The 13,568-nt window shown below is 52.5% G+C and carries 11 protein-coding genes, 1 tRNA gene and 1 pseudogene; 8 read left to right on the top strand and 5 right to left on the bottom strand.

Going from position 1 to position 13,568, the window contains the following annotated elements; genetic code table 11:
- Positions 1–224: 224 nt before the first annotated feature.
- On the bottom strand, positions 225–1,580 hold the full coding sequence (locus KOR42_RS03110) for a Gfo/Idh/MocA family oxidoreductase (protein ID WP_146507150.1): 1,356 nt from the start codon (positions 1,578–1,580) through the stop codon (positions 225–227).
- A gap of 247 nt (positions 1,581–1,827) precedes the next feature.
- Positions 1,828–2,652: a hypothetical protein gene (locus tag KOR42_RS03105; protein ID WP_146507149.1), complete on the bottom strand. Its 825-nt coding sequence runs from the start codon at positions 2,650–2,652 to the stop codon at positions 1,828–1,830.
- 353 nt (positions 2,653–3,005) lie between these two features.
- On the opposite strand from KOR42_RS03105, the gene KOR42_RS03100 reads away from it, so the two are divergent.
- The 3 genes from KOR42_RS03100 to KOR42_RS03090 all read left to right on the top strand — a co-directional run bounded on the left by KOR42_RS03100 (position 3,006) and on the right by KOR42_RS03090 (position 5,211).
- The gene (locus KOR42_RS03100; protein ID WP_197440809.1) at positions 3,006–4,322 is read left to right on the top strand and encodes an anaerobic sulfatase maturase; all 1,317 of its coding nucleotides are present in this window, start codon (positions 3,006–3,008) and stop codon (positions 4,320–4,322) included.
- Between the two features lie 122 nt (positions 4,323–4,444).
- Positions 4,445–4,891 (top strand): PGPGW domain-containing protein, encoded by a 447-nt coding sequence (locus KOR42_RS03095; RefSeq protein WP_146507147.1) that lies wholly within the window; start codon positions 4,445–4,447, stop codon positions 4,889–4,891.
- A gap of 238 nt (positions 4,892–5,129) precedes the next feature.
- Positions 5,130–5,211, top strand: a tRNA-Leu gene (locus KOR42_RS03090).
- Between the two features lie 293 nt (positions 5,212–5,504).
- On the opposite strand, the pseudogene KOR42_RS03085 reads toward KOR42_RS03090, so the two are convergent.
- A pseudogene (locus KOR42_RS03085) lies at positions 5,505–5,840 on the bottom strand (sulfatase-like hydrolase/transferase); the annotation flags it as partial.
- A 571-nt stretch (positions 5,841–6,411) separates the two neighbouring features.
- On the opposite strand from KOR42_RS03085, the gene KOR42_RS03080 reads away from it, so the two are divergent.
- From KOR42_RS03080 to KOR42_RS03065, 5 genes are all read left to right on the top strand, one after another.
- Positions 6,412–7,653, top strand: a complete 1,242-nt coding sequence (locus KOR42_RS03080) for a hypothetical protein (protein ID WP_146507145.1) — start codon at positions 6,412–6,414, stop codon at positions 7,651–7,653.
- A 64-nt stretch (positions 7,654–7,717) separates the two neighbouring features.
- Entirely contained in the window at positions 7,718–7,852 is a 135-nt protein-coding gene (locus KOR42_RS27640; protein ID WP_261342040.1) for a hypothetical protein, read from the top strand.
- A gap of 252 nt (positions 7,853–8,104) precedes the next feature.
- Positions 8,105–8,803: a DUF502 domain-containing protein gene (locus KOR42_RS03075; RefSeq protein ID WP_146507144.1), complete on the top strand. Its 699-nt coding sequence runs from the start codon at positions 8,105–8,107 to the stop codon at positions 8,801–8,803.
- A 360-nt stretch (positions 8,804–9,163) separates the two neighbouring features.
- On the top strand, positions 9,164–10,582 hold the full coding sequence (gene leuC / locus KOR42_RS03070; protein WP_146507143.1) for a 3-isopropylmalate dehydratase large subunit: 1,419 nt from the start codon (positions 9,164–9,166) through the stop codon (positions 10,580–10,582).
- Between the two features lie 447 nt (positions 10,583–11,029).
- Positions 11,030–11,518: a carboxymuconolactone decarboxylase family protein gene (locus tag KOR42_RS03065; RefSeq protein WP_146507142.1), complete on the top strand. Its 489-nt coding sequence runs from the start codon at positions 11,030–11,032 to the stop codon at positions 11,516–11,518.
- A gap of 49 nt (positions 11,519–11,567) precedes the next feature.
- On the opposite strand, the gene KOR42_RS03060 is transcribed toward KOR42_RS03065, so the two are convergent.
- On the bottom strand, positions 11,568–12,710 hold the full coding sequence (locus KOR42_RS03060; protein WP_146507141.1) for an ABC transporter permease: 1,143 nt from the start codon (positions 12,708–12,710) through the stop codon (positions 11,568–11,570).
- 71 nt (positions 12,711–12,781) lie between these two features.
- Positions 12,782–13,510 (bottom strand): ABC transporter ATP-binding protein, encoded by a 729-nt coding sequence (locus tag KOR42_RS03055; protein ID WP_146507140.1) that lies wholly within the window; start codon positions 13,508–13,510, stop codon positions 12,782–12,784.
- Between the last annotated feature and the right edge of the window lie 58 nt (positions 13,511–13,568).

The following is a 13,568-nucleotide window of genomic DNA, read 5'->3' as shown; positions in this document are numbered from 1 at the left end:
AAATCCAGTGCCTCTTCCCAGCCAGTTCTGAAGTTCACCGCAGACGATTCTGAATCGCAAATCTGAACAACAAACGATGCGAGCGACTGTCTGACAGTAGTCGAGTTCAGTGTTGGAAAACAAAATGGCCGTCGAAGCGTGTGCTTCGACGGCCATTTTTCGTCTCAACGTTGTCGATTCGTTTCGCGGTCCATCAGTGAACCGTGAGCGAACGACTGCCGGGATTACGCATCGAGGTAAGATCCGTAATCACCGCGGTACTCTTTCTTCACGACATTCATCACTTCTGGTGCGTTTGTCGCTGTCAGGTTTTCTGCGTCCCATTCGATCTTCTTGCTCTCGCCGCTCGCAGCTGCCCAGACAGCCAGGTTGCCGAGGAGAATCGTTTCGGTCAGGGCTCCAGCGTATTTCTGGAAGTTCGACATTGCATGGTCACGTTCCCCGATGATCGTTTCATGGAATTCGGTGAAGTGTCCAGGAGATTTTTCGAACTCGACTTCTGGTGGGTCGACCGTGTTTCCGTCGGCGTCGATCAGAATCCAGTTTTCGCCGTAGTCTCCGAAGGAGTAGAGCGTCAGATCTTCACCAACGATGATCGATCCACTCTTATGCTGGAATTTCTGGCCTTTGAGGAGGCTTTCGTCTGCCTGATTTCCTCCGTCGTACCAGTAAACCGGCATCATACCTTCGCCGCTCGGATGATCGAACTCGAAGTCAATTTTGGAGGACTGTGGGTAGCTGTCCATGTTGTGGCCAGTGCACACAGCCTGGATCGTCTTGGGATTCGCGAGGTTGAGACCTGCGAATGGCATGTTGAAGGTGTGGCAAGCCATATCGCCAAGAGCACCCGTACCGAAGTCCCACCAACCACGCCAGGCGAATGGGTGGTAACCGTCAGCGTATGGGCGTTCAGGAGCTGCGCTCAACCAGAGATCCCAATGGACGTGAGGAGGAGCCTGTTGCGGTTCTGGGCGTGGTCCGCCTTGTGGCCAGATCGGTCGGTTGGTGAAGATGTGAGCTTCTTTCACTCGTCCGATTTTGCCTGCCTTCAGAAGTGCGGCAGCACGACGAAGACCATCGTAAGAGGTTCCCTGGTTGCCCATCATTGTGGCGACGCCGGTCTCTTCAGCGATTTCCTGCAAGCGACGTGCTTCCCAGACTGTGTGAGTCAGGGGTTTCTGACAGAAGCATGCTTTCCCCATTTTCATCGCCATTGCGGCTGCGGGAGCATGAGTATGGTCTGGAGTCGAGATGGTGACGGCATCGATCTTGTCACCCATTTTGTCCAGCATTTCGCGGAAGTCGTTGAACTTCTCGGCTTCCTTGAAGCCAGGGCGAACACCAGCCTTGGTCAACGTACGGTCGTCGACATCACAAATCGCGACGATATCTCCATGCTTGGAAGCGTCGGCCGAGTCACTGGCTCCTTTTCCGCCAACTCCGACACAAGCATAAGCGACGCGTGTATTTGCGGAGCGTTCTTCATCTTGTGCGTTCAGTGTGGGGTGTCCGACATAGACGGCAGCACCGATGGCGGCGCTCGTCTTCAGGAAGTCACGACGATTCGAAGGTCTTGGCATGGATTTTCCCTAATTGTATTGATGAATATTTCGTCCCCGAGGTGGGAGGAGCCATCGACAATTGTGTCGTCCTGCTCCGTGGGGAGAATTGATGAACTCAGTCATCAAAACATCATGATAGGTTATCGAATGGAAAAGGGAAATTCACGCGAACGAAATGATCAGAGCCGACGTAAACGGGACCGTCTGCATCGGCTCAGGTGTGATCTCAGAAATCATTGCAACTGATGTTCGTCGGAACTCTTGTTCAGCGTTGAACTTGGGCGATCAGGAATTGCTGATATTCCTGAAAAGTCATCCACCGGACTTCTTCACCCTGAAGGGTTCGTTCCCAGCGGCTGATGCTTTGTCGATCAATCGATTGCAGCTTGTCAGAGTAGTCATGGACAGCTCGAAGCTTCACTCGAGGCTCAACATGAAGCGTGACCTCGACCGTTCGCGGAAGCAGATTGTGCTTGCGAAGGGCTTGATTAAGCTGCAGGCGAGGATGGGGAAGTGTTGGTTGTGGATGGAGGACGTAGTTCAGTCGTTTCGTCCAATCAGCGTAGTCGAGATACTCTTGAGTCACTGTCGAGTCACTCATCTGAGTTCCGGTCACCTGATAATCGAGTTGCGATCCCAACAGTGTCAATTGGGTATTTCCGTTGGAAAGCTCTTCCTGAAAGTTGGGGTTCAACTGAAACTGGAGCAATGCTGCGTTTTGTAACGCATGCGGTTCGGAAGATTTCGAATACTCCCCGATGAGCTTCTGTGCTTCCTGCTCTGCCGATTCCAGAAAGTGATTGACTTCGGCAAACGAAACCTCTGTCGCCACATAATTGTTGCCGAGGATAATGAATCGATGGTGATCGGGCTCGAAGATCACAACTTCACCGAGATCAGGCATGTAGTCGTACACCCGTCCAGCGTGAAAGTAGGTGACGCTGTGGGATAGCGGTTGAGGCTGTTCGGGCTGTGATACGTCAATGACTTCTGTGAAAACCCGGATACTCTGCGCCGATGCAGGAAGCGCGCTCCAAAGGGTCGTGGCGAGGAGTTGTGAAAAGAAGACGAGACAGATGCGAAGTGACACGGCGTACTCCGTTTTGAATGCCCGTCTGCTCGAAGACTTCGAGAGCAGGCTGCAATCAGGGGGGAAGACGAACGAAGATGTGGGATTGGATGTGAACTCAGAAGGGAGTGGAAAGTTAGCTTCGAAACTTTGATTGCGACAAGACCGCTTCGGCGATTCGACCCGGCAGATATGCCGTGACAACCTTTTCAATGTGCGGAAGGGTGCAGACCGGAGAATGGCCTGTTACGCTTTTCTCTTCCCGAAAAAGCATTCTTTCCGCCAAATCTATTCACACAAATTGATCCGCCTTGAATCAAACCGTCCCCCCCAAATCGCAGAACGTATTTTTTACAAAACTGATGTTGCACGTGATGGCGAAACCCATTGGGCCAATCTGCAACCTCGACTGTGAGTACTGCTACTATCTTCACAAGGAGGAACTGTACCCCGGGACCAACAGTTGGAGGATGACGCCGGAAACCCTCGAGACGTACATTGGCCAGTACATCGAAGCACAACCCGCCTCCGCAGAAGAGATCACATTCGCGTGGCAGGGTGGAGAGCCGACTCTGCTTGGCATTGAATTCTTCGAGCGCGTTGTAGCGATCCAAAAGCAACTCGCTCGTCCCGGGCAGCGGATTACCAACGCACTGCAAACAAACGGGGTTCTGCTCGACGAGAGTTGGGCTGGCTTCCTGAAGAGTCACGAATTCCTCGTTGGGATCTCCATTGATGGGCCCGCCGCGCTGCATGACCGCTACCGCTACGACAAAAAAGGGAAGGGAACGTTTCAGGCTGTGTTGAAAGCACTGCAAATGCTCAAGCGGTTTCAGGTGGAATTCAACGCACTCGTCGTGTTGAATCGAGAGAACAGTCTTCACGGCAAGCGAGTTTACACCTACCTCAGAGACACCGGTGTCGAATTCATCCAGTTTATCCCGATCGTTGAAAAGCGGGGAATCGGAGAACATCCGGAAGCTCCCGTCGAAGAATCAAGCGACCATCCGTGGGAGCATCTGGCCAGTTCTCGCTCCGTCCTTCCCGAGGACTTCGGGAAATTCCTGATCGACGTGTTCGACGAATGGATCAAACGCGACGTCGGGAAAGTCTTTGTTCAGATCTTCGATCAGGCGCTCGCAGCCTGGATGGGAATGGAGCCCAGCTTGTGCGTTTTCCGGAAACAGTGTGGACGCGCGCTGGCGATCGAACACAACGGCGATGTCTATTCGTGTGACCACTTTGTTGAACCCGACTATCGGCTCGGAAACATTCATGAGCTACCGATTCTCGAATTGGCGAATTTGCCTCAACAGGCAGAGTTTGGAGCTGCGAAGGAGTCGACGCTTCCGGCGTATTGCCGAGAATGCGAGGTTCAGTTCGCGTGCAACGGAGAATGTCCGAAGAATCGGTTTATCGAAACGCCCTCCGGAGAAGATGGTCTCAATTACCTGTGTGCTGGCTACCGGGCCTTCTTTAATCACATCGATCCAGCGATGAAAGAAATGACCCGCCTTGTGAAAGCGGGCCGTCCGGCAGCGGATGTTATGCAGAAAAAGCGACGTCCGGAACCGCGAGCATCGGAGCAGCCTCAACGCTCCGGAAGAGTTCCACTGAAGTCCGTTGGACGAAATGATCCCTGCCCCTGCGGGTCGGGACGCAAATACAAGAAGTGTTGTGGAGCGATGTGAAAGTCTCTCTGAAGAAAGTGTCTCTGAATCTGGGAAATCGTTTTGTATTCATGACCACTTGATGACTCGGACGACACTCTCTCACCAGATTATCAACACCTGTTCGAAATAAGCGCTTCGCCATGGACACACTCGCTGAAGGACCACCAGCACCGGAGTCTGGCCACTTTCTCCTGGCGTGGCTGCAGAATTGGGGAGGCTGGGTCGCAGCGGGCTCCCTGCTGGTTTTCGTTTTGAGCCTCTGGGGCGTTTCCTGGCTGATTTTGAATCTTCCGCCCGACTACTTTCTTCGCGAACGACCACGATGGGGCCATGCCCATCCCGTTGTGCATCTCATCATTCTGATTCTTCGAAACCTGATCGGTGGCGTTCTCGTCATCTCCGGAGTGGCGATGCTTGTGCTTCCGGGGCAGGGGATTCTGACGATTCTGCTGGGCATCTCTTTGATGAGCTTCCCTGGGAAGAAGCGGTTGACCGATTGGATCTTAAGGCGGAAGAGCTTGCAGAAAACGATGAACTGGATTCGAAAATCCCGCGGCCGTCCGCCGCTTCAATTTTCGGAGAAGTAAGCACTGATCCATTACCCCGATCGAAACGACGAGCGAATTCCTCTTCGCGCAGCTTCTTGCGATATCCCATCGTACGGCTCTCTGTGACCTCCTGTGATTGGCCCATGATCACGGCAAGGTTCGACGTTGCGGCAGAGAATGCGTTTCCGGAGAACGCGGCGGAAATCGTCTTTCGCTCCACTTGCATGCGCTCGCGAACTTCCCCATACTTCCGAGTGTCCAGTGATGAAACACGAACGCGAGAGTGGCGGAACTGGCAGACGCGCTGGATTTAGGTTCCAGTACCTTCGGGTGTGCAGGTTCGATTCCTGTCTCTCGCACTTTTCTTCTTACCGACATTTCCGAAGTCAGGCTTCTTCGGGAAGTGTTCTTCCGTTCCAGCTGTCGGAACGCTCTTCTCTTCTTGCCAGCTGAATCAATCAGTTGCTTTGCAATTCCTTCTTCTTTGACACGAAGAAGTGCGCACAGCTGGCATTGCTGTTCATATCTAAAAAAAGCACCGCAAGTTTGTTGGAGAAACTTGCGGTGCTCACGTGATTTACCGAATGGATCTGTCTCGAAGATCGCGGTCAATCGTTCAGCTTCACGGTGACCTCCGAAATGTCACCCGGGAATCTTCGACTTTGTCGATGACTCGGCCGATCTCGTGATCGTTAGAAGCGACGTAAGCTGCGAAGACTTCAGCTTGTCGAGCGAACAGTTTTTTCTCGTCCGCCGTGAGTGTGTCCCACTTCGCAAGCTTGGCTCCGTTGTACTCTTCTTGCCCTTCAGGCCACGCAGTCAATTTGGTGTCTTCGGGAATGACGCCGAGTTTCTTCTGGTTGGCAAAGATCTGTTGGCGACGTTCGTTCCAACTCATGTCGAACTTGCCTTTGAACCTGTCAATCCACTCACGAGTTGGCTGGTGCGGAGCGTGTGTTGCGTCTGGCACGCAGTAGAGAAAGAAAGGTTACTCCTCGATGCAGTCTACAACTGTGAGCAGTCTTTAATCGTTTCACGCTGAGAGTTGTTCGTCCGCGACGAGAGTTAGCAGTTCGAAAGGTCCTTCTGTTGATTCTCTCAGAAGGCACACCGATTCAAGCGGATGCATTGCTTCGAAGATTGCAACTGGTTCGAAATCGAGTGCGGGCGCGGATCAATGCAAGTCGCCATTGGATGAACTGGCAAGTGGACTGGGATGTGTCAGATGTCGAACCATGGTGATTGCCAAACGGCCAATGTCTTCGCTCGCTTCGATGGTCGAATGTTGAAACGTCTGCTGTTCAACAAGAGTTTCGAGTCGGGGAATAACAAGTCTTTGAGTGTTTAGTCGGGATTTATCAGTGTCTCGTCAGGATTTATCAGTGTTTTTTCTGTCTTGGAATAGCAGTTGCCTCTTAGCCATCAGGAAATAGGGGCTCGCGACCTGAAGCAGGTTGTTCTTACATAGGCAACGGCGGCAACGACTCGGAACAACACTGAGTCAGTGGACAGGCGCGAGTTCGAACTCATTAGTTGGAAAAACTCGAAGGAGAACTTCTATGTCTGAGGTCGACGTCACAAGAGAAAATGAACACGTTGTCAGAACAACACATGTCCCGAATCTGGTGGGAGACTTACGCGTCAGTTGGGGAGCGATCTTTGCGGGTGTCGTGACTGTGCTGAGTGTGAGCTGGCTGCTTCAATTGCTGGGAACGGCGCTTGGTGTCAGCATCGCTGATGCGACCGATCTCTCCAGCATGGAAGGTGGGCTGGCTGTCGGAGCGACGCTGTGGGTTCTTTTGAGTTGGATTCTCGCATTCTTTCTGGGAGCACTGACGGCAGCACGTTTCGCCGGAATCATCGATGATACATTGGGGATGCTCCACGGTTTCGCAATGTGGAGTGTCACGACAATTCTCGTAGTCGTCCTCACAGCGATGGGGGTATCGAACCTTCTGGAAACCGGGCAAAGTATTGTCTCTTCTGCGAGCCGCGGAATCGTGAGTTCGGGTGAATCGATCGCTCAAACTGCCACTGCTGGTGGCGATGCGATCTCGATTGTCACTCAATCCCTTTCCACAGAATTCGGGGCACAAGTGCGGAAGCAGCTGACCGATCGAGCAGTCGAAATTGCTGCGAATTCTAATGAACAGCTATCTGAACAGCAGATTCGCCAAGCTGTCGACAGCCTTGATGAACGAACTCTTCGCCGCCTCGTTCTTGATCTGACCAACGACGATCAGGAAGGTGCAGCTCAATTGCTCGCCGACTCAACGGATCTGTCACAGCAAGATGCAGAAGCACTTATCGATGGAGCTTATACGGAACTTGAAGAGCACTTTGGAAATCCTGACAACGATCAACCGTTGTCTGAAGACTTGAAGAATCAGTTGGGGCAACAGGTTGACGGATACGTTGCTTCGCTCGACGCCGAAGGAGGACCGGAAGTGACAGCAGAAGACGTCCGGAATGCCGTTGATCGCCTTGACGATCAGGCTATTGGAGAAATCGCCTATGCCCTGGCGGACGGTGATGTCGCTGGTGCTAAACGAGTGCTTGTTCAGAACTCGAACTTGAGCAGAGATCAGATCAACGATCTATATGAAGGAATTCGGACCGACCTCGAAGAACAGGCGGAAGAGTTTAAGACACGAGTCGATTCCGCGATTGAAACCATTTCGACTTATACCGCGCAAGTCTTGTGGATCATCTTTTCTGGTTCGGCACTGGCACTGGCTGTCTCACTTGCCGGAGGTTGGATCGGGGCTGATTGCACACGCCGATTTCAGGTACGGGATTAGATCCAGTTCTCGATTAAAGGGAATGGTCACTCTTAATAAATAACTGATTCAAAGGATAAATAACATGCGATATGGTCTTTTAGGAACTGTTCTCGTTGTGCTTCTCTTGGCTGCGTTGCTGCAGAATGTTGCAATCGGCGGGATTGGCGGACTGATTCTGGTAGTCTTTCTTATCCTGCTGTTAATTGGTCGAGTTTAAAATGATCCGACTCTGCTTCTCACTCGTTGGGCCTGTGGAGTTCAAGAGGTCGGTTGAGTGAGAAGTTGGATTTCGACGATTGAAACCTCAAAGCCGGTTGAGAAAGTCTTAGCCGGCTTTGGTTTCGTCTCGTCGCTTCACTCGTCACGGGTGGCGACTCTGTCGACGATTGATGTTGCTGGATGGAAGTTCTGCAGGATGTTGGCTGATTGAACTTTGAAAGCTGGATGAACATTGAAATAGGAAGAGACGATGAACAACGAACGCGATGAAACAAACTCTACGGGGCCCATTCGATGGGGGATGAATACCATCCTGGGTGGCATTGTGATTGTGTTCCCCTTTCTGGCGATCGCCGCGATTGTTCATTACCTCTTTACACTTCTGACGACCTACCTGGTGCAGCCGTTTGCTGATCTGTTGCTTCCGGAACAATACGATCGGACGCTTTGGTACTTTGGTGCCCCGCTTCTTTCGATTGTCCTTGCTTTCCTGTTTCTGATGGGCCTTGTGTTTCGCACGCGCGTTCGCCGGTCCATCGACTGGGCAATGCATCGAGTCCCGGGTGTCACCACGATCTATGCCGCTTTGCAAGATACGGTCGAAGCTCTGCGTGGTCCGCCGGGAATTGAAAACGTCGATACGGTCGTGCTGGTTCCTTTTCCTCAAAAGGGAATGCGGATGGCCGGGTATTTGATGACACGGAATAAGCAGCCGGACGGGAACGATCTTCTCAGCGTGTACATTCCGATCGTGCTGTTTCCTCCGTCGGGGTATACCGTTCTTGTGCCGGAAAGTGACGTGGTGTTTACCGACTGGCCAACCAAGGATGTCTGGAAGCTTTTGATGTCCGGCGGACTGACGCTTCCTCCCGAGATTCCGTTTGAACCGGAAGAGGGAGTGAAACAGGGAGGGAAAACAAGCGGAAAACCTGCTGACGATCAGACTTGAGGACGGATCTCGTCGGTTAGGGGATTTTGTAAGTCCTTTTAGGAGAAAGGATTGCGTTGCAGTGGTGTCCGGGGTTCTCTCCGGCGTGACGCCGGGATGAAGTGCTCGATGGGCAGAATTTGGGGTCTTGCCGGTTGGTCAGAGTGCCTGATCAGAGTGTGTCGCAGCACCCGTTTCGTCGCTTGGCAGTGGCTTCTTTGTGCCGTCTCTGCGGCTTTTCGGGGGCTGACAGTGGCGATGAGGGGCTATTTCTTATTTCACCTTCTGGAAATCCGGGCGAATTCATCGTACAAAGTAGCATTCGAAGAATTTCTTGGGCAGGACGCATCTGCGCAGCCCGATGTGATTGGAAAGCAACTCATGAGTGACAGGAAGAATCTGTTCAACAAAGTCTGGGATCTGCACACGGTTGATACATTGCCATCCGGGCAAACGCAGCTGTTTATTGGGCTGCATCTCATTCACGAAGTGACAAGTCCGCAGGCCTTCGAGATGCTCCGCGAACGGGATCTTTCGGTTCTTGCCCCTGAACGGACTGTGGCGACAGTGGATCATATTGTTCCGACCGACGTTCAGGCTCGGCCGTTTCAGGATGGTCTGGCCGAACAGATGATGTCCGCAATCGAAAAGAACTGCCAGGAGTTCGGAGTCACGCTGTTCGATATTAGTGATGAACGGCAGGGGATTGTCCACGCTGTCGGCCCGGAGCAGGGTCTCACTCAGCCGGGAATGACAATCGCTTGCGGTGACAGCCATACGTCCACGCACGGGGCGTTCGGAACGATTGCGTTCGGAATCGGAACATCTCAAGTGGCTCACGTTCTCGCGACCCAAACTCTCGCGATGAATCGCCCCAAGGTGCGACGAGTTGTCGTGAACGGCGAACTGGCACCGGGCGTGTTTGCGAAAGATGTGATCCTTTACATCATTCGCAAATTGGGCGTCAAAGCCGGAATCGGATACGCCTATGAATTTGCAGGTGAAGTCTTCGATCGCATGACGATGGAAGAGCGGATGACCGTCTGCAACATGAGCATCGAAGGTGGAGCACGTTGCGGCTACATTAATCCGGATTTGACCACCGTTGAGTACCTGCGTGGTCGTCCAAACGTTCCAGAAGGGGAAGCCTTCGAACGCGCGGCGGAATGGTGGTTGAGCCTTGCCTCTGGAGATGATGCCGAGTTCGATGACGTGGTCGAATTCGATGCAGCCGATATTGAACCGACCGTGACGTGGGGAATCAATCCGGCACAGTCCGTCGGGATCGGCGAGTCCATCGGCGATGTCGAAGACTTTCCGGCCGAAGAGCGAGATGGTGTTGAGGAAGCACTTCGCTACATGGACTTGCAGGCGGGGCAGTCGATGAAAGGTGTCAAGATTGACGTTGCTTTCATCGGATCATGTACGAACGGTCGCATCTCCGATCTCCGTGAAGCTGCTGCCATCGCGCAGGGGAATCAAGTAGCCGACGGAGTCAAAGCGCTGGTCGTTCCCGGTTCGCAACTGATTCTGAAGCAAGCTGTTGCCGAAGGCTTGGACAAGATCTTCACCGAAGCTGGTTTCGAATGGCGCGCGGCCGGTTGCTCGATGTGTCTGGCGATGAATCCTGACAAGCTGCAGGGACGTGAAATGTGTGCCTCGTCCTCGAATCGAAACTTCAAAGGTCGACAGGGATCACCGACCGGTCGAACCTTGCTGATGAGTCCCGCAATGGTGGCCGCTGCGGCAATCCGTGGCGAAGTCACCGATGTCAGAGACTTCGCAACTGTCGAAGTTTGACGCCAACTCACTCTCGCTGTGAGTGATCGTTGAAGTCTCTTGAATCATTTGCGTGTTGGTTTGCTCGGTCGAGTTCGGGCAAATCAACACGTTTTTTTATACACTGATTTTGAAGTAATGTGAGATGTCGCAGCGATTTTAATGCTGAAGTTCAAGCTGCGCCTCGACGAGCGCGATTCTCTTTTCTTTCGCGTCAATAACTGGTTTCGTTTGAATCAGAAGTGGTTCTATGGAATTGTTTGAAAGTGGATCTTTTACGGGACCAATGAATCGCGAAAATTCCAACGTTGCGAACAGTTCGCGGATTCAAATTTCACTTGCCTCGATTGTGTGAACTCTTTGGGAACTGCTACTTGTGCAAGCAAGCGGAGCTTCCGACGGAGTCAACGATTCAGGCGAGTGCAGGGAGGCCATGAAAGTGGTCGAACGATCTTCAAGGAGCATGTCATGAGCGGTGAACGGATCAATTACTATCAGCATCTTGGTGACACCGTTGTCCATCTTTCGAAAGTCGAGTCGATTCTCGCCGATGGACATCTCGGTGCAGAATTGCTCGAACTGGTGAAACTGAGGGTTTCGCAAATCAACGGTTGTTCGTTCTGTGTGAACTACCACACTCAAGTTTTGCGGCTGCTCGGAACGAGTGATCAGCGGATTGACCTTGCCGTTGTCTGGGAAGAATCATCCTGCTTCACAAAAGAGGAGCGGGCTGCCTTTCGATGGGCTGAGGCAGTCACCAAAGTTGCTGACACTCGCTTCATCAACGATCAGATTTTTGAAGAGGCTCAGCAAGTCTTCGGTGATGCTGCTCTGTGCGAACTCACGCTTTCGATCGGGATGATCAATATCTGGAACCGAATGGCGATTGCGTTTCATTCCGATCACGCGATGATCGATCAGCTTCTCGCGAAAAAGCGAAGTGAACGGAACGTTTAGAGTGACATCGAATGCGATACCAATTCTAATTCTCAACATCGCAGTTAGTCTAAGCGTGGCGGAGGGCGGGAACGACTTCGGTATGGGCCGCGTGCCATGCTGGCGCGACTCCCGCCAAAATTCCTGTGACGCAGGCAACAATCATCCCTTCAAACGCAAGGCGAAGTGAGGGCGTAAAGGCGATGGTTACTGCTTCGGCGCCCACGGACAGGCTACTGAGCGCTAACACGATCATTGCTGAACCGATGCCGATCGCTCCGCCGGCAATGCTGAGCAGAATCGACTCGGTCATGACGAGGCGAAAAACTCGACCGCTGGTGAATCCTAATGTTTGCAAGACGGCATGTTCTCGAATGCGGTCTTCCACGGACATGAGGGTCGTTGTTGCAACGAGGGCCAAGACCAGTCCCACGCAAGCGTATCCAAGATACTGGGCGAAGCTGATCAACTGTGTGAGGCCTCCAAGAGCTTTGGCCTGAAAAACTCCCTTCGGTCGCGTGTCTGTTTCCACAGGTCCTCCACGAAACTGCTCATCGATTTGCTTGCACATTTCGATTTGGTCGACGCCTTCGTTGAGAAGCACTTCGATCTGAGTCACCGTCCCTACGAGATTCGTTCCCTTGCTGCGCTGCAGAAAGTCGAGATGCGAGTAGATGTAATTCTCCTCAGCGGGGTCGTCGCTTTCGAAAATCCCGGCAACGTTGACGCTTAAGTCTCCGATCGAGAACTTTTGACCGACGTGAATGTCTCTCCGGGCGGCAACAGCTTTTCCAACGATGGCTGCGTCCTGATGATTCTCAAACTCAGGCCAACTTCCTGAGACGAGTTCGAAGTCTCGTGCCGCTTGAAGCTTGTCGGGCGGAACTCCATAAAACACAACAACATCGAGGCTGGCGCGACAATTGTTTGTGAAGACTTGAATGGGAATGACATCTTTAACCCCGCGAATTCGGGCGATGTCCTGATCGTAGTCCTGAGGAAGATGGCTGGTCGCTGGGCAGAACTTGTTTGCCTGAAACGTGATTAAAGACCCTTTCGCAGCCTGTCGTTTTTGAAGATCGTCCATCCCTTCCTGAATCGCTGCAACGAAGCAGAAGACGAACAAAGCCACTGCCGAACCGCTGACTGTCAGCAAGGTGCGTGAGCGGTGTCGCCAGAGAGTCTTAAATGTATATGGCAGAAATTTAAGCATGACAGCTGTTCCAGTTCAAAGCCATTTCCGGCATTGTGGTGGAAACGATCTTGAGTTGTGATGAGGCAGAATCAATCGCGGTGTTGCTTATGAATTTCACGACTTTGTACCGGGACCTCTGTTCTTCCGGTCTGAACAAGATGACCGTGGTCGAGTCGAAATTGCTTGTCAGCGACCAAGGCTGCATCGGCATCGTGTGTGACCATGAGAAGAGTGACGTTCAGTTGTTCATTCAGTCGTTTCAGAAGATCGAGAATTTGTCGCGAGGTGACTGGGTCGAGGTCTCCCGTCGGTTCGTCGGCGACAACAACTTTCGGATGCGAAACAATCGCACGGGCGATCCCGACTCGCTGTTCCTGTCCTCCTGAAAGTTGCCGAGGATAGTGGTCCGCCCGGTCAAGCAGATCGACGGCGCGCAGCGCAACCTCAATTCTTCGTTTCCTCTCGCTCGCTGAAATCGGGAGCAGAAGAAGTGGAAGTTCGATGTTTTCATACGCTGTGAGGACCGGGACAAGGTTGTGCGTTTGGAAAATGTAGCCCAGGTTTTCTGCCCGCCATTTGGCCAACCGGGTTCGTGAGAGAGAAGTGATCTCGGTTCCATCGATGATAATTCGACCGCTGTCGGGGCGGTCGATGCTGGCAATCATATTCAGCAGTGTGGACTTTCCCGTTCCACTCGAACCCATGAGAGAGATAAATTCTCCCTGCTCAATTTCGAGGGAAACGGCATCGAGCGGAGTGATTGACTCATCGCCTTTGCGATATTTTTTTGTGACCTCAATGACTTCAATCAGCGGCATCGGAAGTGCCTCCTGTTCGGTAGACTCATTTCTTGAGCATGTTGCAGTTGCTTGGCAA

This window comes from Thalassoglobus neptunius (genome assembly GCF_007859735.1).
GTDB classification, from domain to species: Bacteria; Planctomycetota; Planctomycetia; order Planctomycetales; family Planctomycetaceae; genus Thalassoglobus; species Thalassoglobus neptunius.
The sequence above is the reverse complement of the archived record's forward strand: the minus strand, read 5'-3'. Positions and strand labels throughout refer to the sequence as shown.

Bases quoted from the DNA above. Each gene is read 5' to 3' on its own strand.
- KOR42_RS03110 (WP_146507150.1), bottom strand. From the start codon at position 1,580: ATGCCAAGACCTTCGAATCGTCGTGACTTCCTGAAGACGAGCGCCGCC.
- KOR42_RS03100 (WP_197440809.1), top strand. From the start codon at position 3,006: ATGGCGAAACCCATTGGGCCAATCTGCAACCTCGACTGTGAGTACTGC.
- KOR42_RS03095 (WP_146507147.1), top strand. From the start codon at position 4,445: ATGGACACACTCGCTGAAGGACCACCAGCACCGGAGTCTGGCCACTTT.
- KOR42_RS03080 (WP_146507145.1), top strand. From the start codon at position 6,412: ATGTCTGAGGTCGACGTCACAAGAGAAAATGAACACGTTGTCAGAACA.
- KOR42_RS27640 (WP_261342040.1), top strand. From the start codon at position 7,718: ATGCGATATGGTCTTTTAGGAACTGTTCTCGTTGTGCTTCTCTTGGCT.
- KOR42_RS03075 (WP_146507144.1), top strand. From the start codon at position 8,105: ATGAACAACGAACGCGATGAAACAAACTCTACGGGGCCCATTCGATGG.
- leuC (WP_146507143.1), top strand. From the start codon at position 9,164: ATGAGTGACAGGAAGAATCTGTTCAACAAAGTCTGGGATCTGCACACG.
- KOR42_RS03065 (WP_146507142.1), top strand. From the start codon at position 11,030: ATGAGCGGTGAACGGATCAATTACTATCAGCATCTTGGTGACACCGTT.
- KOR42_RS03060 (WP_146507141.1), bottom strand. From the start codon at position 12,710: ATGCTTAAATTTCTGCCATATACATTTAAGACTCTCTGGCGACACCGC.
- KOR42_RS03055 (WP_146507140.1), bottom strand. From the start codon at position 13,510: ATGCCGCTGATTGAAGTCATTGAGGTCACAAAAAAATATCGCAAAGGC.